Origin of the sequence: Streptomyces sp. Act143 (assembly GCF_003143935.1) — a bacterium.
GTDB lineage: Bacteria > Actinomycetota > Actinomycetes > Streptomycetales > Streptomycetaceae > Streptomyces.
Genome location: NZ_QFRX01000001.1, coordinates 8,169,374 through 8,192,092 on the forward strand (window position 1 = coordinate 8,169,374; position 22,719 = coordinate 8,192,092).

The 22,719-nt window shown below is 70.7% G+C and carries 22 protein-coding genes; 10 read left to right on the top strand and 12 right to left on the bottom strand.

What is annotated here, in order from left to right; genetic code table 11:
* The first annotated feature begins 137 nt into the window (after window positions 1-137).
* Window positions 138-1,292, top strand: coding sequence for a right-handed parallel beta-helix repeat-containing protein (locus DI272_RS37315; RefSeq protein WP_109499596.1), 1,155 nt, complete (start codon window positions 138-140; stop codon window positions 1,290-1,292).
* A gap of 115 nt (window positions 1,293-1,407) precedes the next feature.
* Here the strand turns inward: DI272_RS37315 and DI272_RS37320 are convergent, their stop codons facing one another.
* From DI272_RS37320 to DI272_RS37330, 3 genes are all read right to left on the bottom strand, one after another.
* Window positions 1,408-2,238 carry a pectate lyase gene (locus DI272_RS37320; protein WP_109499597.1) on the bottom strand — a complete coding sequence of 277 codons (831 nt, stop codon included), beginning with the start codon at window positions 2,236-2,238 and terminating at the stop codon, window positions 1,408-1,410.
* A 106-nt stretch (window positions 2,239-2,344) separates the two neighbouring features.
* Window positions 2,345-3,205 carry a hypothetical protein gene (locus DI272_RS37325; RefSeq protein ID WP_109499598.1) on the bottom strand — a complete coding sequence of 287 codons (861 nt, stop codon included), beginning with the start codon at window positions 3,203-3,205 and terminating at the stop codon, window positions 2,345-2,347.
* Window positions 3,202-3,768, bottom strand: coding sequence for a SigE family RNA polymerase sigma factor (locus tag DI272_RS37330; RefSeq protein ID WP_109499599.1), 567 nt, complete (start codon window positions 3,766-3,768; stop codon window positions 3,202-3,204). The genes DI272_RS37325 and DI272_RS37330 overlap by 4 nt, the downstream gene beginning before the upstream one ends.
* A gap of 235 nt (window positions 3,769-4,003) precedes the next feature.
* On the opposite strand from DI272_RS37330, the gene DI272_RS37335 reads away from it, so the two are divergent.
* Window positions 4,004-5,461 (top strand): NCS2 family permease, encoded by a 1,458-nt coding sequence (locus DI272_RS37335; protein ID WP_109499600.1) that lies wholly within the window; start codon window positions 4,004-4,006, stop codon window positions 5,459-5,461.
* 12 nt (window positions 5,462-5,473) lie between these two features.
* Here the strand turns inward: DI272_RS37335 and DI272_RS37340 are convergent, their stop codons facing one another.
* From DI272_RS37340 to DI272_RS37350, 3 genes are all read right to left on the bottom strand, one after another.
* Window positions 5,474-6,925, bottom strand: coding sequence for a penicillin-binding protein 2 (locus tag DI272_RS37340; RefSeq protein ID WP_109501247.1), 1,452 nt, complete (start codon window positions 6,923-6,925; stop codon window positions 5,474-5,476).
* Between the two features lie 95 nt (window positions 6,926-7,020).
* Window positions 7,021-7,491 carry a GNAT family N-acetyltransferase gene (locus DI272_RS37345; RefSeq protein ID WP_109499601.1) on the bottom strand — a complete coding sequence of 157 codons (471 nt, stop codon included), beginning with the start codon at window positions 7,489-7,491 and terminating at the stop codon, window positions 7,021-7,023.
* 3 nt (window positions 7,492-7,494) lie between these two features.
* Window positions 7,495-8,268 carry an IclR family transcriptional regulator gene (locus tag DI272_RS37350; protein WP_109499602.1) on the bottom strand — a complete coding sequence of 258 codons (774 nt, stop codon included), beginning with the start codon at window positions 8,266-8,268 and terminating at the stop codon, window positions 7,495-7,497.
* Window positions 8,269-8,401: 133 nt separating this feature from the next.
* Here DI272_RS37350 and DI272_RS37355 point away from each other — a divergent pair, with 133 nt between their 5' ends.
* Both DI272_RS37355 and DI272_RS37360 read left to right on the top strand, forming a co-directional pair.
* The gene (locus DI272_RS37355; protein ID WP_109499603.1) at window positions 8,402-9,931 is read left to right on the top strand and encodes an aldehyde dehydrogenase (NADP(+)); all 1,530 of its coding nucleotides are present in this window, start codon (window positions 8,402-8,404) and stop codon (window positions 9,929-9,931) included.
* A gap of 119 nt (window positions 9,932-10,050) precedes the next feature.
* Window positions 10,051-10,659: a DUF1349 domain-containing protein gene (locus DI272_RS37360; protein ID WP_109499604.1), complete on the top strand. Its 609-nt coding sequence runs from the start codon at window positions 10,051-10,053 to the stop codon at window positions 10,657-10,659.
* Here DI272_RS37360 and DI272_RS37365 read toward each other — a convergent pair.
* Entirely contained in the window at window positions 10,562-12,019 is a 1,458-nt protein-coding gene (locus DI272_RS37365; RefSeq protein WP_109499605.1) for an MFS transporter, read from the bottom strand. The two genes, DI272_RS37360 and DI272_RS37365, sit on opposite strands and share 98 nt — an antisense overlap.
* Window positions 12,020-12,068: 49 nt before the next feature.
* Here DI272_RS37365 and DI272_RS37370 point away from each other — a divergent pair, with 49 nt between their 5' ends.
* The 5 genes from DI272_RS37370 (at window position 12,069) to DI272_RS37390 (ending at window position 16,715) form a co-directional block, all read left to right on the top strand.
* Window positions 12,069-13,076 carry a GlxA family transcriptional regulator gene (locus DI272_RS37370; protein ID WP_258314791.1) on the top strand — a complete coding sequence of 336 codons (1,008 nt, stop codon included), beginning with the start codon at window positions 12,069-12,071 and terminating at the stop codon, window positions 13,074-13,076.
* Between the two features lie 90 nt (window positions 13,077-13,166).
* Window positions 13,167-13,883, top strand: coding sequence for a DsbA family oxidoreductase (locus DI272_RS37375; protein ID WP_109499606.1), 717 nt, complete (start codon window positions 13,167-13,169; stop codon window positions 13,881-13,883).
* 61 nt (window positions 13,884-13,944) lie between these two features.
* Window positions 13,945-15,039, top strand: a complete 1,095-nt coding sequence (locus DI272_RS37380; RefSeq protein ID WP_181387442.1) for an aminotransferase class V-fold PLP-dependent enzyme — start codon at window positions 13,945-13,947, stop codon at window positions 15,037-15,039.
* A 40-nt stretch (window positions 15,040-15,079) separates the two neighbouring features.
* Window positions 15,080-15,685, top strand: a complete 606-nt coding sequence (locus DI272_RS37385) for an RNA polymerase sigma factor (protein WP_109499607.1) — start codon at window positions 15,080-15,082, stop codon at window positions 15,683-15,685.
* A gap of 25 nt (window positions 15,686-15,710) precedes the next feature.
* Complete coding sequence (locus tag DI272_RS37390; RefSeq protein WP_109499608.1) at window positions 15,711-16,715, top strand: maleylpyruvate isomerase family mycothiol-dependent enzyme; 1,005 nt, start codon at window positions 15,711-15,713, stop codon at window positions 16,713-16,715.
* 89 nt (window positions 16,716-16,804) lie between these two features.
* Here DI272_RS37390 and thpD read toward each other — a convergent pair whose 3' ends face one another.
* The 5 genes from thpD to DI272_RS37415 all read right to left on the bottom strand — a co-directional run bounded on the left by thpD (window position 16,805) and on the right by DI272_RS37415 (window position 21,591).
* Window positions 16,805-17,692 carry an ectoine hydroxylase gene (thpD, locus tag DI272_RS37395; RefSeq protein ID WP_109499609.1) on the bottom strand — a complete coding sequence of 296 codons (888 nt, stop codon included), beginning with the start codon at window positions 17,690-17,692 and terminating at the stop codon, window positions 16,805-16,807.
* Between the two features lie 5 nt (window positions 17,693-17,697).
* Window positions 17,698-18,096, bottom strand: coding sequence for an ectoine synthase (locus DI272_RS37400; protein WP_109499610.1), 399 nt, complete (start codon window positions 18,094-18,096; stop codon window positions 17,698-17,700).
* 20 nt (window positions 18,097-18,116) lie between these two features.
* Window positions 18,117-19,388, bottom strand: a complete 1,272-nt coding sequence (gene ectB, locus DI272_RS37405) for a diaminobutyrate--2-oxoglutarate transaminase (protein WP_109499611.1) — start codon at window positions 19,386-19,388, stop codon at window positions 18,117-18,119.
* Between the two features lie 131 nt (window positions 19,389-19,519).
* Window positions 19,520-20,050, bottom strand: a complete 531-nt coding sequence (gene ectA / locus DI272_RS37410; RefSeq protein ID WP_109499612.1) for a diaminobutyrate acetyltransferase — start codon at window positions 20,048-20,050, stop codon at window positions 19,520-19,522.
* 440 nt (window positions 20,051-20,490) lie between these two features.
* On the bottom strand, window positions 20,491-21,591 hold the full coding sequence (locus DI272_RS37415; protein ID WP_109499613.1) for an alanine--glyoxylate aminotransferase family protein: 1,101 nt from the start codon (window positions 21,589-21,591) through the stop codon (window positions 20,491-20,493).
* A gap of 261 nt (window positions 21,592-21,852) precedes the next feature.
* Between DI272_RS37415 and DI272_RS37420 the strand changes: the two genes are divergently transcribed.
* Complete coding sequence (locus DI272_RS37420) at window positions 21,853-22,716, top strand: transporter substrate-binding domain-containing protein (RefSeq protein WP_109499614.1); 864 nt, start codon at window positions 21,853-21,855, stop codon at window positions 22,714-22,716.
* The last annotated feature ends 3 nt before the right edge of the window (window positions 22,717-22,719 follow it).

The window sequence follows — 22,719 nt, forward strand, 5'->3', positions numbered from 1 at the left end:
CAGGGCGTTCAGGCAGCAAGCGCCCCCTTCCCGGTCCGCGGACCGGGAAGGGGGCGCTGTGCGGTAGGGGCGCGGCAACCCGTCCGGCCGCGGTGGCGACTGCTGTGCGTACGAACCCCCTAGGAAAGGAACGCTCCGTGCGTCAGAGCACCGGACGCCACCGCAGGACCCGCACCCTCTCGATCGCGGCGGCGGTCGCCGTCGCCGCGGGAGCGGGGGGCGTGTACCTCGGGCTGTCGAACGGCGGCGCCCAGGCCGCGTCGACGACGGTCACCGTCTCCACCACGGCACAGCTGGAGTCGGCGGTGAAGAGCGCCACGGCGGGGACCGTCATCCAGGTCCGGGCCGGCACGTACCACCCGACGGCCACCCTGAAGTCGACGGCGAACGGCACGAGTTCGGCGCGCATCACGCTCCGGGCGTACGGCGGCGAGAAGGTGCGGATCGACGGCTCCAAGCTCCCTGACGGGTCCTGGCTGGCCGGGATCTACGGCGACTACTGGACCGTCTCCGACCTCACCTTCCAGAACTCCCCGGCCCAGGGCTTCGTCGCCACCTCCTCCGCGGGCGGGATCTTCAAGAACCTCGTCACCGCGAGGAACGGCGACTCCGGGTTCACGCTGCGCGGCGACGGCACCACGAACAACCTCGTGCAGAACCTGGACAGTTACGGCAACTACGACCCGGACGGGCACGGGCAGAACGCCGACGGCATCGCGATCAAGTTCGGCTCCGGCACCGGCAACAAGGTCACGGGCGCCCGCCTGTACAACAACTCGGACGACGGCCTCGACCTCTGGCAGTTCTCCTCGCCCGTCACCATCGAGCACTCCTGGGCCTTCGGCAACGGCGAGAACCGCTGGAACGACTCGGCCTTCGAGGGCAACGGCAACGGCTACAAGCTGGGCGGCGGGGGAGTCACCGTCGCGCACGTCGTCAACAGCAACGCGGCCTGGGACAACACGCTCAACGGGTTCACCGAGAACTCCAACCCCGGCGCGATCGTCCTGAACCGCAACACCGCGTACGCCAACGCTGAGGCCGGGTTCTTTTTCGCCACCGGCAAGGCCCGGTTGGCGCGGAACCTCGCGGTGGGCAACAAGGGCGGGCTGTCGAAGCCGGGCTCGTCCGCGGTGTCCGCCGCCAACAACTGGGACGGCGGGGTGCCGACGCCGCCCTTCAGGTCGACGGACGCCACGACGGCCTACGGCGCCCGCACGGCGGACGGCTCGCTGCCCGCCACCACGTTCCTGACCACGGGGTCGACGGCCATCGGCGCCACCATGAACTGAGGAACAGGCAAACGCCCCCGCCGGTCGTCACCGACGGGGGCGTTCTCCTTGCCGGCCGAGGGGGCTCTGCCGGCGCTGCTGACCGAGGGGGGCTCGGGTCAGCAGGTCCTGGGCATCACTCGTACGTGATGTCAGAGGCGGTGAACTTGCAGTTGGTTCCGTCCGGGCCCGAACCGATCTCGGTCGGCTCCGCGCCCGTGTTGTTGCCCTTGAACCGGGTGCACGTCTTGATCTTCTTGCTGCTGTCGCCGTGGATGCGGACCTTGCGCAGCGCCGCCGTGTCGCCGTAGTTGGAGTTGATGCCGACGATCGACTTGCCGGGCGCCGTGACGTCCACGTCGTTGATGATGATCGTACGCTTGTACTGCGTCTTGCAGTTGCCGCAGGAGCGCACCAGCTTGCCGAAGTTCTCCACCTGGAACTTGGAGACCACCAGCTTCCCGGCGCCGTTGAACTGCAGGACCTTGTCGGAGGCGTTCTTCGCGCCGCCGCCGTAGACCGTGTACACGGCCGACGAGGACTTGCCCTTGAAGCTCGCCGCGTCCTCGCCGACGTCCAGCCACCACACGTTCTGCAGCGTGCAGCTGCCCAGGCAGTGCACACCGTCCGCGGCCGGGGTACCGATGATCACGTTCTTGAGCGTGGCGCCGTCGGCCAGCTCGAAGATCGGGCCCTGGTCCTCGTCCTGGCTGTCGCTGCCCAGGGCACCGGAGCCGTAGTACTTCACGTACTTGCCGTCCAGCGTCCCGGAGACCTCGACGGTGGAGGACACGGCCTTGCTGCCGGTGGCCGTCGGCCAGGAGGACGCGGCACCCGCGGTGGACAGCATCGTCGTCGTGACGATCGCCGCACCGGTGAGGGTGAGGGCCGACGCCCCGGCGATCACCGCCCGCCGCTTGGTGACCTTGCGACGGTGACGGACGCGCTGTTCAGCTCGTGCAGTCATGCCCATTCCTTGCGTGGGAGAGGAACCTTGCGTCTCCTGGTCGCCACGGGTGGAGAAAGGGTTGCCGCGTCTCCGGGATTTCTTTGCGAATCTCCGGCGGGGGAGCCTACGAGTCGCCGTCGTGCGACGCGTCGTCCCCGCTGTGGGCCGCGAAGTCGCCCTGCACCGCGAGCTGTTCGCCGCCCGCCGTGCCGGTCGCCGTGTAGCTGTCGCCAGCCGCGTCCCGGCCGCCGCGCTCATGGTCGTACTGCCCCGCGAACACCCACTCGCCCTCGGCGACCTTGCGGCCCTCCTTGAGCGTCCAGGTGTAGACGAGGAAGCCGTCCTTCTCCTCGGTGGTGAGGGTGAAGTCGTCCTCCGGCAGCGAGCGCCAGGCACCCGCCGAGGTCACCCCGCCGGTCTGCGCGATCTTCAACTGCACGGTGAGCGCGCTCAGTTCCCCGGAGGTCTTCAGGGTGATGTTGCTCTGCGCCCAGAAGTCGTTGCTGTGCGGGTCGACCGAGCCGTCCGACCACAGCGGGCCGTCCTCCTCGCCGGAGGCGGTCGCGGGCGGCTGGGCGGTGGCGGTCGCGGAGGGCGCCTTCGCCGTGGGGGTGCTGCGCGGCTTCTCGGTCCTCGGCGTCTCGCCCGGCTCCGGGGCCGACGGATGGATCGGCGCCCGGCTCGTCGCGTCCGGGGACGGCTCGGGCGTCGCCGTGGTGGCGACCGTCTGCTGCGGGGTGTCGTCCTTTACGGCCGACGCGACGGCGTAGCCGCCGATGCCGAGCACGCAGGCGACCGCGGCCGTGGCGGAGACCACCCGGACCCAGCCGAACACCGGCGGCCGGCCGGCCCGGTGGCCGGGGCGGGACTGCTCGGCCATGCCGCGCTCGATCCGCGCCAGCATGCGCGCGCGGTCCGGTTCGTGCTGCCCGGCCGCCTCGTGCAGCCGGGCGCGCAGCTCGTCGTGCACGTCCTGCTGCCTCATCGGTTCCGTCCTCCGGTCTCGCCGCCGCGCGCCATCGCCGCGTGCACCTTCTGGGGTACGCCCTGGGAGCCGAGCAACCGCTGGAGTTCGGCCATTCCCTTGGATGTCTGGGACTTAACCGTACCCACGGAAACACCGAGGGCGAGGGCGGTGTCCTTCTCCGACAGGTCGAACGCGTGCCGGAGCACCACACACGCCCGCTTGCGGAACGGCAGCCTGCGCAGCGCGTCCTGGACGTCCACGACCCCGGCGATGTCCGGGTTCTCGGTCTTTTCCTCGCGCTGCGACCAGAACAGGGCGATCCGCCGCCGCTCCCGCACGGCGCTGCGGATGCGGGTACGGGCCAGGTTGGCGACGACGCCCCGGGCGTACGCCACCGGATGGTCGGCGGCACGCACCCGGTCCCAGCGGTGCCACAGCGCGAGCAGCGCATCCGCCGCCAGGTCGTCGGCGGCGTCCGACTCACCGGTCAAGAGGTGGGCGAGACGGGACAGTTCGGCGTAGTGACGCTCGAAGAAGGCATGGAACTCCACGGAGGCTGCGTCGTCGACGACCGTGCCCACGGGCGAAACCTCCCTGTGCCTGTCATGTGAATGACATGTGATCATCCGGAGACGGGCCCGGACGAGATCCGGAAGCGTAGCAGTGATCAACCGCTTGGTTCGTACGGGGCTTCGAACACAGTCTGGCGGGCCGACCCCGATTCCGTAACACGAAGAAAACCTGAAACGCGTTCAACGCGGGAACAATCCAGCCAGCATCCGCGCACCGATCATTCAGGCAACAAGGAGCACAGCCATGTCCGAGACGAAGAGAGCGGCCGACCGGCCAACCGCCCCACCCCAGGCGGCGAACGGTGTGGACCGGTACTTCAGGATCTCCGAACGAGGGTCCACCTTCGGCCGGGAGATACGCGGCGGATTCGCCACGTTCTTCACGATGGCCTACATCCTTGTCCTGAACCCCATCATCCTGGGCAGCGCGAAGGACAAGTTCGGCCACCAGCTCGACGCCGTCCAACTCACCACCGCCACCGCCCTGGTGGCCGCGGTGATGACGATCATCATGGGCGTCGGCGGCAACCTGCCCCTCGCGCTCGCCGCCGGCCTCGGCCTGAACGCGGTCGTCGCCTTCCAGATCGCCCCCATGATGAGCTGGGACGACGCGATGGGCCTGGTCGTCCTGGAGGGCCTGCTCATCTGCGTGCTGGTGGTCACCGGACTGCGTGAGGCCGTGATGCACGCGATCCCGCAGCCGCTCAAGCAGGCGATCAGCGTCGGCATCGGCCTGTTCATCGCGTTCATCGGCTTCGTCGACGCCGGTTTCGTCAGCCGCATCCCGGACGCCGCGAACACCACGGTGCCGGTCCAGTTGGGCGGCACCGGCTCGCTCTCCGGGTGGCCGATCCTCGTCTTCTGCCTCGGTGTGCTGCTGACCATCGGACTGCTCGCCCGCAAGGTCAAGGGCGCGATCCTCATCAGCATCGTGACGATGACGATCCTCGCGATGATCATCAACTCGGCGGCCGACGTGAAGACCTGGGGCCTGACCACGCCGGCCTGGCCGGACAAGCTGGTCGACACCCCCGACTTCGGACTGCTCGGCCACTTCAGCCTGTTCGGCGCGTTCAGTGCGGCCGACGTCGGCGTGATCACCGTCATCCTGCTCATCTTCACCCTCGTGCTGTCCGACTTCTTCGACACCATGGGCACGGTCGTCGGCATCAGCGCGGAGGCCGGGCTGCTGGACGAGGAGGGCAAGGTCCCGCACCTCGGGCGGGTGCTGCTCATCGACGGGGCGGCGGCGGTCGCGGGCGGCGCGGCCTCGTCGTCGTCCGCCACGTCCTACATCGAATCGGCGGCGGGCGTCGGCGAGGGCTCGCGCACCGGCTTCTCGAACCTGATCACCGGCGGCCTGTTCGGCCTCGCGCTGTTCCTGGCCCCGCTGCTGACGATCGTGCCGCTGCAGGCCGCCGCGCCCGCGCTGGTGGCCGTCGGGTTCCTGATGATGACCCAGGTCAAGAACATCGACTGGGACAAGTACGACATCGCGATCCCGGCGTTCCTGACGATCGCGGTGATGCCGTTCACCTACTCGATCACCAACGGCATCGGGGCGGGCTTCCTCGCCTACGTGGTGATCAAGGTCGTGCTCGGGAAGGCGAAGGAGATCCACTGGCTGCTGTGGGGTGTCTCCGCACTCTTCCTGATCTACTTCGCCATCGACCCGATCGAGCAGCTCCTCGGCGTCAAGTAACCACCGGGAAGCCTATTTCCCGAGGGCCGCCTCCATCATGGCCTTGGCCACGGGGGCGGCCAGCCCGTTGCCGCTGACCTCCGAGCGGGCCGCGTCCGACTGCTCCACCAGAACCGCCACCGCGACCTCCTGGCCGCCGGACTTCGCGTACGACGTGAACCAGGCGTACGGCGTCTCGCTATTGTTCTCGCCGTGCTGGGCCGTGCCCGTCTTGCCGCCCACCGTCACCCCGTCGATCTGCGCGTTCGTGCCGGTGCCGTCCTGGACGACCGTCTGCATCGCCGACTGGAGCTGCTCGGCGGTCTCGGAGCTGACGATCCGGGTCGTGGACGCCTCGTCGTCGTAGTCCTCCAGCACATCACCGCCGCCGTCGGTGATCTGCGAGACCAGGTGCGGCGAGACCAACTCACCGCCGTTGGCGATGGCCGCCGAGACCATGGCCATCTGCAACGGGGTCGCGGTGACGTCGAACTGGCCGATGCCGGTGAGGGCCGTGGAGGAGTCGTTCATGTCCGAGGGGTACACGCTGGTGTAGGCCCGGACGGGGACGTCCTGCTCCTTGTCGTTGAAGCCGAACTTCTCCGCCGTCGCCCGCAGCTTGTCCTGCCCGAGGTCGTACGCCATCTTCGCGAAGACGTTGTTGCAGGAGTACTGGAGCGCGGTGCGGATGCTGGCGTCCTCGCAGGGGGCCGACCTGTTCTCGTTCGCCAGCTTGGTGACCGTGCCCGGCAGGGTGTACGGGTCGGGGCTGTCGGTCTTCTCGTCCACCGACGAGTACAGGCCGTCCTCCAGCGCCGCCGCCGCGACCACCAGCTTGAACGTCGAACCCGGCGCCACCGGCTGCCGCAGCGCGCGGTTGGTCAGCGGTTTGTCGGAGTCCTCGGTCAGCTTCTTCCAGGCCGTTCCCGCGGTGTTGGCGTCGGTCAGCGAGGACGGGTCGTACGACGGGGTGGAGACGACCGCGAGGATCTTGCCGGTCTTCGGGTCGATCGCGACGGCCGCGCCCTTCTTGTCGCCGAGCGCGTCATAGGCGGCCTTCTGCACGGCCGGGTCGATCGTGGTGACCACGTCGCCCGGCTCGGCCCGCTGGTTGGTGACCGTGTCCATGACGTCCTTCAGCCGGCTGTCCGAGCCGTTGAGGAGGTCGGCGTAGATGCCCTCCAGCTGGGTCGGCGCGTACGCCTGCGAGGCATAGCCGGTCACCGCGGCGTACAGCTTGCCGTTTTTGTACGTGCGCTTGTACTTGAGGTCGCTCCCTGTCGTCTTCGCGGAACCGGTGATCGACTCACCGGCCACGATGATGTTCCCCAGCGGCGACGAGTACGTCTCGATCGCGTTCCGCCGGTTGTCGCTGTCGTCCGCCAGCGCCTGGCCCTCGTAGAACTGCACCCAGGTCGCCCGCAGCAGCAGAGCGAACACCAGCAGCAGCGCGAAGACCGACGCGCGCCTGATCGTCTTGTTCATCGCGTCCTGGTAGACGACCGGCGGCGGACGAATCGTTCCCATGCGTCCGGTTTTCTCATCGGACGTTCATGTGCGGTGCGTCGACGACGGCGGGGTCAGGCGTCCAGCCTCAGCACGACCTCGTCGATCTCCTCGCCGCGGGCCTGGGCGTACCCCCGGTCGTGGGCCGACAACCGGAACCCGCACTTCTCCAGCACCCGCCGCGACGCGGCGTTGTCCGCCGCCGCGCGGGCGTACAGCGGGCGTTCGGTGACCTCGGCGAGCAGCGCTCCGAGGGCGGCCGTGGCGATCCCGCGCCCCCAGTACGCGCGGTCGACCCAGTAGGTGACCTCACGCTCGCCGGGCTCCCCGTACACCGCCGCGCTGCCCACCACGTCACCGTCCACGAGGATCGTGCGGTTGACGGCGTCGGAGGCGAGGACCCGTTTCCAGTGGGCGTCGAACGCGTCGCGGTCGGCCGGGTCCTTCGGGACGAAGGCGGCCATGCGCAGCGACTCGGGATCGTTCATCTGCCGGAAGAAGACCGGCAGATCACTGGCGTGGACCTCTCGGAGCGCGATCTGCATGCCTCAGAGCCTACGGGTGGCCAGTGTCAGCCGGTCCCGCGCGTCGAACAACGCGTCCTTCACCATCTGCTCGTGCGCCGGCGTCAGCCGCGCCACCGGCACCGAGCAGCTGATCGCGTCGCGGGCGGGCGTGCGGTAGGGGACGGCCACCCCGAAGCAGCGCAGCCCGAGCGTGTTCTCCTCGCGGTCCACGGCGAAGCCCTGCTCACGGACCTGGTGGAGCTCCTCGATGAGCTTCTCCCGGTCGGTGATGGTGTTCTCGGTCAGCGCCGGGAGCGTCTCCGGGAGCATCTTGCGGACCTGTTCGTCCGAGTAGGTGCTCAGCAGCGCCTTGCCGAGGGACGTGGAGTGCGCGGGGAGCCGGCGGCCGACCCGGGTGAAGGGCCGCAGGTAGTGCTGGGACTGGCGGGTGGCGAGGTAGACGACGTTCGTGCCGTCGAGCCGGGCGAGGTGGATGGTCTCGGTCGTGTCGTCCGACAGCCGGTCCAGCGTCGGCCGGGCCGCCGCGACGACCTCGTCGCCGTCGATGTAGGAGGTGCCGACCAGCAGGGCCCGCACCCCGATGCCGTACCGCGTGCCCGTCGCGTCGGTCTCCACCCAGCCCAGCTCCACCAGCGTGCGCAGCAGCATGTAGAGGCTGGACTTCGGGTAGCCGACGGCCTCCTGGACCGCCGCGAGGGAGTGCATACCGGGGCGTCCGGCGAAGTATTCGAGCAGTTCAACCGTCCGTACAGCGGACTTGACCTGCGCGCCGCCCCCCGTCTCGCCAGCCGACATCGCCCTTGACCCCTTCGTTCGACGGGAAATAGTCTCCAACAGCATATTCATCATCAGAGACAGCGTTCAGTATATCGAACGACCCTGGTGAGTGACCCAGTACTGCGGCATTACATGTGTGGAGGGACCCGCGGTGGCAGCAGCACCAGTCTGGAGTGTCGACCCCCGAACCGGGAAGCAGCGTGAACAGGTTGCGGTGGAGGCCACAGCCCAGGAGGTCGACGCCGCCGTCCGCGCCGCGTACGACGCCCGCGCCTCCCTCGCCGACCGCACGGTCCGCGCCGCCTTCCTGCGCACCGCCGCCGACCGGCTGGAGGCCGCCAAGGACCAGCTCGTCGAGGCCGCCGACGCCGAGACCGCGCTCGGCCCGGTCCGCCTCACCGGCGAACTCGCCCGCACCTGCTACCAGCTGCGCGCCTTCGCGGGCATCGTCGACGAGGGCGCCTTCCTCGACGTCGTGATCAACCACCCCGACGACACCGCGACCCCGCCCGTCCCGGACCTGCGCCGCTACAAGGTGCCGCTGGGCGTCGTCGCCGTGTACTCGGCCTCCAACTTCCCCTTCGCGTTCTCCGTCGCCGGCGGCGACACCGCGAGCGCACTGGCCGCCGGCTGCCCCGTCGTGGTCAAGGCCCACCCCGACCACCCCGGCCTGTCCGAGCTGGTCGCGGCCGTGCTGCGCGCCGCGGGCGCCGAGCACGGCATCCCGGCGGGCGTCGTCGGGCTCGTCCACGGCTTCGAAGCCGGCGTCGAGCTGGTCAAGCACCCGCTGGTCGCGGCGGCCGGCTTCACCGGTTCGGTCCGCGGTGGCCGCGCGCTGTTCGACGCGGCGGCGGCCCGTCCGGTCCCGATCCCCTTCCACGGCGAGCTGGGCTCCCTGAACCCCGTGGTGGTGACGGAGGCGGCCGCCGCCGAGCGTGCCGAGGCCATCGGCGCCGGGCTCGCGGGTTCCATGACGCTGGGCGTCGGCCAGTTCTGCGTGAAGCCGGGCCTCGTCCTGGTGCCGTCCGGCGCCGCGGGTGACGGCCTGGTCAAGTCCCTCACGGACGCCGTCAGCGACACCGACGCCGGGGTCCTGCTCGACCACCGCATGCGGGACAACTTCATCGCGGGCGTCGCCGAGCGCGTCGAGCTGCCCGAGGTCGAGTCGCCGGTGACGCCGGGCGCGGGCGGCGAGCACACCGTCAGCGCGGGCTTCCTCACGGTCGCCGCGGACAAGCTCGCCGAGGAGGGCGCCTACGACCTGCTCCTGGAGGAGTGCTTCGGTCCGGTGACGGTCGTCGTCCGCTACGAGGACGACGAGCAGGCGCGCGCGGTGCTGTCGCGGCTGCCGGGCAACCTCACGGCGACGGTTCATCTGTCGGCCGAGGAGGCCGCGGGCGAGGGGCGCGGCAAGGAGATCCTGGCCGAGCTGACGCCGCTGGCCGGGCGCGTGCTGGTCAACGGGTGGCCGACGGGAGTTGCTGTGGCGCCGGCCCAGCATCACGGCGGGCCCTACCCGGCCACCACGTCCACGTCGACTTCTGTGGGCGGGACGGCGATCGAGCGGTGGATGCGGCCGGTGGCCTATCAGGGCGCGCCGGAGGCGTTGCTGCCGCCGGAGTTGCGGGACGACAATCCGCTGGGCCTGCCGCGCAGGTTCAACGGGCGTCTGGAGCGATAGCGCTCCGCGGGACGCGCCGTACGGGGTGCGGTGGATTGCGGTTTACCGGTCCGTTGTGGCTGGTCGCGCAGTTCCCCGCGCCCCTGAGGAGTCGATCCACCCCCTGCGACAATGAGCGGATGGACGTCGAACTTCCCGAACTGCCTTTCTCCCTGCGTACGTACGGGCCCGACGGCCACTGGTCGTACGAGGACGGAGTCCTCACGGGGTGGGCCGGGCCCCGGCAGGACCGGTTCGTGCCGCCCACCGCCGAAGGGCTCGACCCCGCCTCCGACGCGCCCCGTCTGCTCGGGGCGCCCGAAGGGGACTTCCAGCTGATAGCCCGGGTCACGGTCGGATTCGCCGCCGCCTTCGACGCGGGAGTGCTCTACGTCCAGGTCGGCGACCGGACCTGGGCCAAGCTCTGTCTGGAGTACTCCCCGGACGTGCCGACCGTCTGCACGGTGGTCACCCGGGGACACTCCGACGACGCCAACTCCTTCACCGTGGAGGGCAGTTCGGTCTGGCTCAGGGTGAGCCGCACCGGGCGGGCGTTCGCCTTCCACGCCTCCCGGGACGGCAAGCGCTGGACCTTCGTCCGGCTCTTCACCCTCGGCGAGGAGAAGGAGACCGGCGCCGCCCTCGTCGGCTTCATGACCCAGTCGCCGATGGGGGAGGGGTGCGTGGTGACGTACGACCACCTGGAGTTCCGCCCCAACTGGATGCAGGACCTGCGAGACGGAAGCTGAACAGCCAGGTCCCCGCGAACAGGGCCGCCCCGATCCCCAGGCTCACCCGCATCCCCGCGACGAACCCGTCCGACAGCAGCGCCCCGAACACCGCGATCCCGAGCCCGCCGCCCACCTGCCGCGCCGAGTTGAGGACCCCGGCCGCGAGCCCGGCCCGCTCGGCCGGCACCGCCTCCATCATCACGGCGGTCAGCGGCGGGACCGTCAGGGCGCAGCCGAGGGCCATCGGTACGAGGAGCAGGGCCACCAGCACCGGAGAGGTGCCCGCCCCGACGGACAGCAGGAGCAGCAGCCCCATGAGCGCCACGCCCTGTCCGACCAGCATCGGCAGCCGTGGCCCGTACCGGCCCGCCAGCTTGCCGGAGACCACGTTCGTCACGCCGATCAGCGCGCTCATCGGCAGGAACAGCAGCCCGGCGTAGAGCGCGGAGCGTCCCTGGACCTGCTGGAAGAAGAGGGAGAAGACAAACACCATCCCGTAGAAGGCCACGCTGCACGCCACGCCCGCCGCGACCGCGACGGAGATGTTCCGGCTGCGGAACAGGCCGAGCGGGACCACGGGGTGGGGCTGTCGGCGCTCGATCCGGAGGAAGAGGAGCCCGGCCCCCACGGCGACCGCCAGCGCCGCGAGCCCGGTCACCCCGCCCTCGATCACCGCGAAGGTCAGCGCGGTCAGGGTCACCACCGCGGCCACCTGGCCCGGCAGGTCGAGCGGTGCGGGGCGGGGGCGCGACCGGGGTGCCCGGAGGAGCAGCGTCAGCGCCACCGCCCCCAGCGGCAGGTTGACGAAGAAGATGCCCCGCCAGTCCCAGGCCGTGGTCAGCGCGCCGCCCGCCACCGGGCCGAGGGCCACCGCGACCGAGCCGCCCGCGGCCCAGGCGGCCACCGCCCGGGCCCGTCGCGCGGGGTCGTCGTACGCCTGCCGGACGAGCGCGAGCGAAGCCGGCAGTACCACGGCGGCCGCGACGCCCTGCACCACCCGGGCGCCGATCAGCGTCGGCAGGTTCGGGGCCAGGCCGCAGGCCGCCGAGGCCAGGGTGAACAGGGCGATGCCGAGCGCGTACGCCCGGCTCGCTCCGATCCGGTCGGCGAAGGCGCCGGTGGACAGCATCAGGGCGGCGAAGGCGAGAGTGTAGGCGTCCACCACCCACTGCAACCCGGTCATCCCGCCGCCCAGCGAGGAGCCGACGGCGGGGAGGGCCACGTTCACCACGGACGCGTCCAGGGTGATCAGCGCGAAGCCGAGGAGGGCGGCCGTGAGGGCGAGGGCGGGCGCGGGCTTCACGGGGGGCGGGTACCCCGTCCGCGCGGGGCGTTGATGTTCCTCGGTGGGAAGACTGCTCGGCTGTTTGCTCGGCATGACCTCATGCTGCGGATCTTCGCCGCCGTACAGTAGTGGCCTGAATGCCATGCATCCGGAGGTTCTGGCCATGCCGCAGCCGCGGACACCGCACCATGTCGTCGTCATCGCGCCGTCGCCGGTCTCGATGTTCAACCTCGCCATCCCCGAGTTGCTGTTCGCGAAGGTGGAGATCGACGGGGCGCCCGGCTACGCGGTCACCGTCTGCACCCCGGACCCCGGCCCCGTCGCCACCACCGGCGGCCTCGACCTGCACATCGGCCGCGGTCTGGACGCCGTCGAGACCGCCGACACCGTGCTGGTCGCCGGCACGGGCGAGCGGTACGGCCCGGACGCCCGCACGGTCGCCGCCGTGCGCGAGGCGGCGGCGGACGGCAAGCGGGTCACCTCCCTCTGCAGCGGCGCCTTCGTGCTGGCGGAGGCGGGCCTGCTGGACGGCCGCAGCGCGACGACGTACTGGCAACTGGCGGACGAACTGCGGGCCCGCTATCCGGCGCTCGACCTCAAGGGGGACGTCCTGTACGTGCAGGACGGCCAGATCCTCACGTCCTCGGGCTACGCGGCGGGCATCGACATGTGCCTGCACCTGATCCGCACCGACTACGGCGCGGCCGTCGCCAACGAGGTGGCCCGGCTGGCCCTGGTGGCCCCCGTCCGGCCCGGCGGCCAGACCCAGTTCACCCAGACCCCCCTGCCGCCCGAACGCGGCACGGCCTGCGCCGACACCCGGGGCTGGGCCATGCGCAACCTCGACAGGCCGCTGACCCTCACCGACCTGGCCCGCCACGCGGGCGTCTCCGTCCGCACCCTCACCCGGCGCTTCCACGCCGAGAGCGGGGTGAGCCCCCTCCAGTGGCTCCTCCACCAGCGCATCGAGCGCGCCAGGGAACTCCTGGAGACCACAGCCCTCCCAATGGACCAGGTGGCCCGCTCCTGCGGTCTCGGCACCGCCGACTCCCTGCGCACCCACCTGGTCCGCCGCACCGGCCTGACCCCGAGCGCGTACCGCACGCAGTTCAGCCGCCTGGGGGCCGGGGCCGCCTGGGCGCAGCCGTAGGGCACGGGGGAATGAACCCCGCTGCTTGAATGTTCACCGACTGTCCGGAGGGAGTCTCCGTACCCGTACGAGCTGGAGAGAGCCGAGAACATGCGCGTCGAGATCTGGAGCGACATCGCCTGCCCCTGGTGCTACGTGGGCAAGGCCCGCTTCGAGAAGGCGCTCGCGGCCTTCCCGCACCGGGACGGCGTCGAGGTGGTCCACCGCTCCTTCGAGCTGGACCCCGGGCGCGCCAAGGGCGACGTCCAGCCCGTGATCAAGATGCTCACCAAGAAGTACGGCATGAGCGAGGCCCAGGCCCAGGCCGGCGAGGACAACCTCGGCGCCCAGGCCGCCGCCGAGGGGCTGGAGTACCGCACCCGCGACCGCGACCACGGCAACACCTTCGACATGCACCGCCTGCTCCACCTCGCCAAGGAACGCGGCAGGCAGGACCAGCTCATCCAGGCCTTCTACCAGGCCAACTTCGCCGAGGAGCGCTCCGTCTTCACCGAGGGCGACGAGCGGCTCGTCGAGCTGGCCGTCGGTGCCGGGCTCGACGCGGCCGACGTCCGCAAGGTCCTCGCTGACCCCGCCGCCTACGCCGACGACGTCCGCGCCGACGAGCGCGAGGCCGCCGAGCTCGGCGCGAACGGCGTGCCCTTCTTCGTCCTGGACCGCAAGTACGGCGTCTCCGGCGCCCAGCCCGCGGAGGTCTTCACCCAGGCGCTGACCCAGGCCTGGGGCGAGCGCTCCCCGCTCCAGCTCATCGAGCAGACGGACGCGGAGGCCTGCGGCCCCGACGGGTGCGCGGTGCCCCAGCGGTAGAGAACCGCAGGTCGGGGCCGATCTATAAGCATCGCTTGGCGAAACCACGTAGAAATCGGCAATGGACGGGGAGTTCCCGGGGTCCCACAGTGGATGCATGGAGACCCTGGGAACCTTCGAGAGCCTCGTCCGTGCCGAGTTCGCCCCGAAGAACACCTACCTCAACACCGCGAGCACCGGCCTGCTCCCGGCCCGCACCGTGGCCGCGCTGCGCGTCGCCGTGGAGTCGGCCGCCGCCGGTGACCCCACCGACATGTTCGGCGACGTCGAGGCGAGCCGCACCGCGTACGCGCGACTCGTCGGCGTGCCCGACCGCCGGGTCGCGGCCGGCGCCTCGGTCGCCGTCTACAGCGGCCTGATCGCCGCCTCCCTCCCCGACGGCGCCGAAGTCCTCACCGCCGAGGGCGACTTCAGCTCGCTCGTGAACCCCTTCCACATCCGCTCCGGCCTCAAGGTGCGCACCGTCCCCCTGGAACGGCTCGCCGAGTCCGTCCGCCCCGGCACCGCCCTGGTCGCGGTCAGCGCCGCCCAGTCCGCCGACGGCCGGATCGCCGACCTGCCCGCGATCCGCGAGGCCGCCCGGCGGCACGGCGCACGCACCTACGTCGACGCCTCCCAGGCCACCGGCTGGCTGGACTACGACGCGGACGCGGACGACTACTCCACCTCCGTCGCCTTCAAGTGGCTCGTCTGCCCGCGGGGCGTGGCCTTCCTCGTCGTCCCGGAGGACCTCGGCGGACTCCCCCCGCTGTTCGCCGGGTGGGTCGCGGGGGAGCGCCCGTGGGACGCGTGCTACGGCCCCATCGGTGAACTCGCCCACTCCGCACGCCGGTTCGACGAGAGCCCCGCCCTGTTCTCCTACGCGGGCGCCCGCCGCTCCCTCGAACTCCTCGCGGAGCTCGGCGTGGACGCCGTCCGCGCCCACGACCTCGCCCTCGCCGACCGCTTCCGCGCCGGCCTGGCCGCGCTCGGCCACACCCCCGTGCCGTCCCCGGGCTCACCGATCGTCGCCGTCCCCGAACTCGGCCACCGCCAGGCCGAGTTGAGCCGAGCCGGAATCGAGGTCTCCGACCGCGCGGGCAATCTGCGGGCGGCGTTCCACCTCTACAACACGACCGACGACGTCGACCGGCTGCTGGCCGCTCTGGCTGCCTGAACCACTGGCGCCGACCCCGCGGGGACGCTAGGAAGGGCACGTGGAGTCCAGGCAGAGCGCCTCCGCACAACCACCCGCGGACACCGAGCTGCACCGGCGGCTCGTGTACGGCGACGAGTCCGCGCTGGCCGAGGTGTACACGGCCTACGGCGGCCTGGTGCGACGGGTCGCCGCGCGGGTCACCCGCAGCCCCGGCGCCGCCGAGGACGTCGCACAGGAGGTCTTCGCCCACTTGTGGAGCAGGCCGTACGCCTTCGACGCGCGCCGCGGCACGCTGCGCACCTGGCTGTCCCTGCTCGCCCACCGGCGGGCCGTGGACTACGTGCGCAGCGAGGAACGGCACCGCAAGGACGCCCGCGTCGACGACTCGGCGCTGCACGCCGTCCCCGAGCCCGGACCCGGCCCCGACGAGACGGTCGTCGACCGGGAACGCTCCCTGCTGCTGCACACCGCCCTCGCCGCACTCCCGCCGCAGCAGCGGGAAGTGGTGCACCTGGCGTACTTCGCGGGCTGCACCTACCGGCAGGCGGCGGCCGAACTCGGCATCCCCGAGGGCACCGCGAAGACCCGGCTGCGCACCGCGTTGCGGGCCTTGGCCGAGATCTTGGCGGACCCGCCCGATCCTGCGCTGGAAAGGGGCGCATGATGACCGGCAGAGGAGGTGTGTCGCGGTGACCACGGAACACGACGGCGTACGGGAGCTGCTGGCCGCCTGGGCCTTCGGAGCACTGGAACCGGCCGAACGGCGCGCGGTGCCGCTGCACCTGGCCGAGTGCGAGAGCTGCGCGGCGGAGGCGGAACGACTGCGCGAGACGGTACGCCTGCTCGACGGGCCGCGCCTGGACGGCGCCGCCCGCCGCCCCGCCGCGGACGTCCTCGCCGGCGCCCGGCGCGCCCGGCCCACCGGGCCCCGGGTGGCCGCGCACGCCGCGCCGTACGCCGCCGCCGTCGCCGGACTCCGGGCCCTGGTGCCGGAACTGGCGGGGCGCTGGACGACACCGGTGGTGCACGACTGGGACGCGCACGCCACGGTCGCCCATCTCCTCGCCGCCGACGAGCACTTGGCACGCCTGCTGGGCCTGGCCCCGAGGGTGCCGGCCGCACCGCTCCCGGCGGACCTGAGCTGGACCGAGGCCTGGGACCGGCGCACCGCCGACGTCATCGCCCACGAGCACGGCCGGGACCCGGCCCGGACCGTCGCCGACTGGTCCGCGCAGGCGGACGGGCTGTTGACCGTTCCCGAGGCCCACGATCCCGAACGCGCGGCGCGGGCCGTGCTGTCGATGGGGCTGCGGCTGCCGGTCGCCGACCACTACCTGGGGCGGGCCTTCGAGACCTGGATCCACACCGACGACCTCGGCCGCGCCCTCGGACTCGTCGTACCACCACCGCCCGAGCGGCACCTGTGGCAGCTGGTCCGGCTGGCCGTCCGCATCCTCGGCATCGCCCTCGGACCCACCGCGCCCCCGGTGCTGCTCTCGGTCACCGGGGGCGAGGAGTGGGTGCTGGGCGCCGAAGGCGAACCCGTGCTGGCCGAACTCACCCTGGAACCCTATGACTTCTGCCGCCTCGTCGGCGGCCGGGGCGACCCCGACACGGTGGCCGGCAACGCCACCGGCGACGCGGCCGCCGTACGGAACGTACTGGAGCGGGCCGCGTCGCTGGCGTGGCTGTGAGGCGACGGGTCAGCGCACCGGGGTGAAATCCCGTGATCCAATGCTGCATTCTCCGGGGGACAACCCCCGGACCCCCGGCCGGGCTCGGCTCACCGGACGGGAGTGAAATCCCGTGATCCAATGAACGTCGGCCGCCGCACCGGTGCCGCGAACGGCTCCACGGCCGCGTTGTCCACGCTGTTGAACACGATGAAGACGTTGCTGCGCGGGAACGGCGTGATGTTGTCGCCGGAGCCGTGCATGCAGTTGCAGTCGAACCAGGTCGCCGAACCGGCCTTGCCCGTGAAGAGCTTGATGCCGTACTCGCCCGCCATGGCGGTCAGCGCCTCGTCCGACGGCGTGCCCGCGTCCTGCATCTGCAGCGACTTCTTGTAGTTGTCCGTCGGCGTGGCCCCCGCGCACCCGAGGAAGGTCCGGTGCGAGCCGGGCATGATCATGAGCCCGCCGTTGGTGTCGTAGTTCTCGGTCAGCGCGATCGAGACGGACACCGTCCGCATGTTCGGCAGCCCGTCCTCGGCGTGCCAGGTCTCGAAGTCCGAGTGCCAGTAGAAACCGCTGGCCCCGAACCCCGGCTTGACGTTGATCCGCGACTGGTGGACGTAGACGTCCGAGCCGAGGATCTGCCGGGCCCGGCCGACCACCCGCTCGTCCCGCACCAGCGCCGCGAACACCTCGCTGATCCGGTGCACCTCGAAGACCGAGCGGATCTCCTTGGACTTCGGCTCGACGATCGACCGCTCGTCCTCCCGGATCGCCGGGTCGGTGATCAGCCGCTCCAACTCCTGCCGGTAGACCGCCACTTCGTCGTCGGTGATGAGTTCCTCGACGGCGAGGAAACCGTCCCGCTCGTACGACTGGAGATCGAGGGACGAGATCGGGCCGGGGGTGTCGGGGTTGCCCCAGACGACAGGGTCCTGGCGCGGGACGGTGACCTCGGCGGCGCCCCGGCTCGGGTACAGATCGGTGATGGTGGTCATCGGGCTCAGCCCTCCTCGGTCAGCAGCGGGTACACGCCGTTCTCGTCGTGGTCCTCCCGGCCGGTCACGGGCGGGTTGAACACACAGATGCAGCGGAAGTCCTCCTTGATCCGCATCGTGTGCCGCTCGTGCCCGTCGAGGAGGTACATGGTCCCGGGCGTGATCGTGTACTTCTGCCCGGTCTCGTCGTCGGTCAGCTCTGCCTCGCCCTCGACGCAGACGACGGCCTCGATGTGGTTCGCGTACCACATCGACGTCTCCGTACCCGCGTACAGGATCGTCTCGTGGAGGGAGAACCCGACCCTTTCCTTGGCGAGCACGATCCTTTTGCTCTCCCAGGTGCCGGACGCCGACTTCACATGGCGGTCGGTGCCCTCGAGGTCCTTGAACGATCGGACGATCACGTGCTGAACAACTCCTTCTCTCAAACGGTTTCGCGTACGGAGCGGGCGAGGACGCTCAGGCCCTCGTCCAGCTCGTCCGGGGTGACGGTCAGCGCCGGGAGCAGCTTCACGACCTCGCTCTCCGGCCCCGACGTCTCGATGAGCAGCCCGAGTTCGAAGGCGCGCGCGGCGACCCGCCCGGCCCGCGCCTTGTCGTGGAACTCCAGGCCCCACACCAGGCCCCGGCCCCGGTACTCCTTCACATCGGCGAGGTTCTCCTCCGTGATGGAGATGAGCCCCTGCTCGACCTGCTCGCCGCGCGCCCGGGTCTGCTTCTCCATCGCCGACCCGTCGGCCCAGTACGTCTCCAGGGCCGCGGTCGCGGTGACGAACGCGGGGTTGTTGCCGCGGAACGTGCCGTTGTGCTCGCCCGGCTCCCAGATGTCCAGCTCAGGCTTGAACAGGCACAGCGACATCGGCAGCCCGTAGCCGCTGATCGACTTGGAGACGGTGACGATGTCGGGCGTGATGCCGGCCTCCTCGAAGGAGAAGAACGCGCCGGTGCGCCCGCAGCCCATCTGGATGTCGTCGACGATCAGCAGCATGTCCTGCCGCTCGCACAACTCCTTGAGCGCGCGCAGCCATTCGGGCCGGGCGACATTGATGCCGCCCTCGCCCTGCACGGTCTCCACGATCACGGCGGCGGGCTTGTTGAGACCGGACCCCTGGTCCTCCAGCAGCCGCTCGAACCACAGGAAGTCGGGGACCTTGCCCTCGAAGTAGTTGTCGAACGGCATGGGCGTGCCGTGCACCAGCGGGATGCCGGCCCCGGCCCGCTTGAAGGCGTTGCCGGTCACGGCGAGGGACCCGAGGGACATGCCGTGGAAGGCGTTGGTGAACGACACGATCGCCTCGCGCCCCTTCACCTTCCGGGCCAGCTTGAGCGCGGACTCGACGGCGTTGGTGCCCGTCGGCCCCGGGAACATGACCTTGTACGGCAGATCACGCGGCCGCAGCACCAGATCCTGGAAGGTCTGGAGGAAGGCCCGCTTGGCGGTGGTCGACATGTCGAGCCCGTGCGTGACGCCGTCCCGCTCCAGGTAGTCGATCAACGCCCGTTTCAGGACCGGGTTGTTGTGCCCGTAGTTCAGCGAACCGGCGCCGGCGAAGAAGTCCAGGTACTCGTGGCCGTCCTCGTCGTACATACGGCTGCCGTGCGCGCGGTCGAAGACGGTGGGCCAGCCGCGGCAGTAGCTGCGCACCTCGGACTCGAGGGTCTCGAAGACGCTGAGGTCGGGCTGGGTGATGGTCACGACGAATCGCTCCTCGTTGCGTGGGGGGAGTGCCGGGGTCGTCAGCTGTGCGGTCGGGGTGAGGGGGGCTGTGTGCGGGCGGTCTTGCGTGATGGGACCGCGGGTGGTCAGGGTGCGGGGACCGCGTGCGGTCAGGGGGAGAGGGGACCGATGCGGTACAGCACTTCGGGGTCGTGCGGCCCGTCGGGGAACAGGCGGGTCGGGAACAGCACCTCGCGCTCCAGGGCGGCGTCGTGCCGTTCGGCGAAGGCGCCGAACAACCGCTCCGAGGCGGTGTTGCCGGGAGTGATGGTGGTCTCGACGCTCGTGACGCCGTACTCGCCGCCGACCCGCGCGACGAGCCCGTCGAGCAGCGCGGCGGCCACACCGCGCCCCCGGTGGGCGTCGTCCACGGCCACCTGCCAGACGAGCAGGGTGCGCGGACGGTCCGGTCGCACATAGCCGGTGACGAACCCGACCGGCTCCCCGCGCTCGTCCCGGGCGACGGCCGACGTGGCGGCGAAGTCACGGCACCACAGCAGATAGCTGTACGACGAGTTCAGGTCGAGGGTCTTCGAGTCCCTCGCTATCCGCCACAATGCGGCACCGTCCGTCACCGACGGGCGGTCGATTTTCAGGTCGGTCTGCGGCTTGGCTTGCAGGTCTGCTGGTGAGGCAGTCATGCAAATTGAATTTACCGAGGGAAAATGAAAAATGCATGGCCGTCGGGGGTTACGCGGTGGACCTTGCTGTGTTATCGCGCGGGCGCGGGCGGCTGCGCGAGGGTGGTGCGATGTGTCCAGATATGACCGGCATGAAAGGTGCAAATTGGTCAGAGTGTGTAACGCGTCACACCCATGTAACCCCCACGAGATCTGCCCGAATTACCCCTCTTGGCGTTCGCGAAATCTTTGCGTTTAGGCCGCGGAAAAGCGGGCAGAAGAATACGGGAAGCTGCACTCAAAAGAATTCAGTAATTACCCGGGAATTATGCTCCGGTAACCCCGTCGATGTGTTCCCGTGAAATATCCGCGTGCCCGTTGTGCCGGGGCGGGGCAGGGCGGGGCAAGCCTGGAGACAGGCGGGCGCGGCCGGAAGGCCCCGGCCGCGCCCGCCTGGACGACTAACGCCAGTCGCTCTCCGCGGCCCGCAGGGCCCGCTCCACGTCCACGTCCAGGCCGCGCTCGCGCAGCGCCGCCCCCAGTGCCGCGAGGCTCGCCCGGACCGCGCCGGGAGTCGCGTCCGGGCCGTAGTGGTTGACCCGGATCATCTCCTTGGCCAGCGCACCCCCACCCGCGGCCAGCGGCAGCGCCGGGTCCGAGGCCAGTGCCCGAGCCACCAGCTCCGACGCCACCACTCCCGCCGGCGCCCGCAGCGTCGTCGCGACCGGCGCCGCGTCCCGTGCCTCGTGCACGTACGGCTCAAGCCCACCGCCCAGAGCCAGCACTCCCGCCCGGGTGGCCGCGGCAGCCGACGCGTGCCGGGCCATCACCGCGTCGAGCCCGACCTCCTCGATCCGCTCGACGCACGCCTCCAGCGCCAGCATCTCCAACTGCGCGGGCGCGTGCAGGAGCGCCTTCCGGCCGCCGTCGACCCACCGCTCCTTCCAGTCCAGCAGCGACAGGTACGACCGCCGGGGAGCCCGCGGATTCGCGGCCATCCGCGTCCACGCCCGCTCGCTCACCGACACCGCCGACACCCCCGCGGGGCCGCCCATCGCCTTCTGCGCCCCGATCACGCACAGGTCGACGCCCCACGCGTCCGGCAGCACCGGCTCCGCGCCGATCGACGCCACCGCGTCCAGGTAGAACAGCGCGCCGTGCGCCCGCACGACCTCGCCGATCTCGGCCACCGGGTTGGTGTTGCCGGTCGCCGCCTCCGCGTGCACCAGCGACACGAAGTCGATCGACGGGTGCTCGGCGAGGGCCTCCCGGATCTGCTCGGCCGTGACAGCGGTGTGGAAGGGCACTGCGAGGTCGATCACCGTCGCCCCGCAGTCCCGCAGCCAGTCCCCGAAGGTCTGCCCGTACGGCCCCGTGATCACGTTCAGCGCGACCGTCCCGGGACCCGCGGTCGCGCGGATCGCGCCCTCCAGCGGCAGCAGCGCCTCGCCCTGCATGATCACGACGTCCTGCTCGGTGCTCAGCAGCCGCGCCACGCGGTCCTCGACCGACGCGAAGTGCGCGGCGCTCAGCGGGGCCAGGTCAAGGAACGGGTGCGTCACGGCGGTGCTCTTTCGCTCACTGGGGTAGACGTGATCGAGGGTAACCGTCCCGCGACCACCGCCACCGACGGGTGCTTGCCCGACCACCGCCCGGTGCTTCCCCGACCACCGCCCGGTGCTTCCCCGACCACCGGCCGGTGCTTCGCCGGCCGTCGACCCGTGCTTCTTAGGCTGAACGGCCTCCCGACCATCGCTTTGGTTTGAGAGACTCAAACCTTTCCTTATAATCGGAACTCACAGTTCCCTGACAGGAGGCTCCCCGTGAAGACGATCCCCGGGCGCCGGACCCGCATCCTGGCCGCCACCACCGCGACGGCCGGGCTCCTGCTCGTGGCCGGCTGCTCCTCGGACGACGACGGCGGCAGCGGCACCAAGACCGCCGCCGGCGGTGTCGAACTCGTCAAGGCGGGGCAGCTCACGACCTGCACCCACCTGCCCTACCCGCCCTTCCAGTCGGAGATCGACGGCAAGGTGCAGGGCTTCGACGTCTCGCTGATCGACCTCGTCGCCAAGAACCTCGGCGTGAAGCAGGAGATCCTCGACACCCCCTTCGAGAACTTCAAGACGGGCGCCTTCCTCAACTCCGGCGAGTGCGACCTCGCCGCGGCCGGCATGACCATCACCGAGGAGCGCAAGAAGAACGTCGACTTCTCGGACCCGTACTTCGAGGCCACCCAGGCCCTGCTCGTCGACAAGGGCAGCGGGATCACCTCGCTCGCCGACGTGAAGTCCAAGGACGTCAAGCTGGGCGCCCAGGCCCAGACCACCGGCGAGGACTACGCCAAGAGCCAGGGCTTCGACCCGGTCTCCTTCGAGTCCTCCGACGCCGTCCTCAACGGCCTGCGCTCCGGCCAGGTCAAGGCCGTCGTCATCGACTACCCGGTGGTCCAGGGCTGGCTGAAGGACAAGGCCAACTCCGCCGCCTTCTCGGTCGCCGAGCAGATCAACACCGGTGAGCAGTACGGCTTCACGGTGAAGAAGGGCAACACCAAGCTGCTCGCCGCCGTCAACAAGGCCCTCGCCGACGCCAAGGCGGACGGCACTTACAAGAAGCTGTACGAGAAGTGGATCGGCCCGTACGACGCCTCGGCGGCCTCCGCCTCCCCGTCCGCGTCGGCATCCTGACCC

Bases quoted from the DNA above. Each gene is read 5' to 3' on its own strand.
- DI272_RS37320 (WP_109499597.1), bottom strand. From the start codon at position 2,238: ATGACTGCACGAGCTGAACAGCGCGTCCGTCACCGTCGCAAGGTCACC.
- DI272_RS37325 (WP_109499598.1), bottom strand. From the start codon at position 3,205: ATGAGGCAGCAGGACGTGCACGACGAGCTGCGCGCCCGGCTGCACGAG.
- DI272_RS37335 (WP_109499600.1), top strand. From the start codon at position 4,004: ATGTCCGAGACGAAGAGAGCGGCCGACCGGCCAACCGCCCCACCCCAG.
- DI272_RS37340 (WP_109501247.1), bottom strand. From the start codon at position 6,925: ATGAACAAGACGATCAGGCGCGCGTCGGTCTTCGCGCTGCTGCTGGTG.
- DI272_RS37345 (WP_109499601.1), bottom strand. From the start codon at position 7,491: ATGCAGATCGCGCTCCGAGAGGTCCACGCCAGTGATCTGCCGGTCTTC.
- DI272_RS37350 (WP_109499602.1), bottom strand. From the start codon at position 8,268: ATGTCGGCTGGCGAGACGGGGGGCGGCGCGCAGGTCAAGTCCGCTGTA.
- DI272_RS37360 (WP_109499604.1), top strand. From the start codon at position 10,051: ATGGACGTCGAACTTCCCGAACTGCCTTTCTCCCTGCGTACGTACGGG.
- DI272_RS37365 (WP_109499605.1), bottom strand. From the start codon at position 12,019: ATGCCGAGCAAACAGCCGAGCAGTCTTCCCACCGAGGAACATCAACGC.
- DI272_RS37370 (WP_258314791.1), top strand. From the start codon at position 12,069: ATGCATCCGGAGGTTCTGGCCATGCCGCAGCCGCGGACACCGCACCAT.
- DI272_RS37375 (WP_109499606.1), top strand. From the start codon at position 13,167: ATGCGCGTCGAGATCTGGAGCGACATCGCCTGCCCCTGGTGCTACGTG.
- DI272_RS37380 (WP_181387442.1), top strand. From the start codon at position 13,945: ATGGACGGGGAGTTCCCGGGGTCCCACAGTGGATGCATGGAGACCCTG.
- thpD (WP_109499609.1), bottom strand. From the start codon at position 17,692: ATGACCACCATCACCGATCTGTACCCGAGCCGGGGCGCCGCCGAGGTC.
- ectA (WP_109499612.1), bottom strand. From the start codon at position 20,050: ATGACTGCCTCACCAGCAGACCTGCAAGCCAAGCCGCAGACCGACCTG.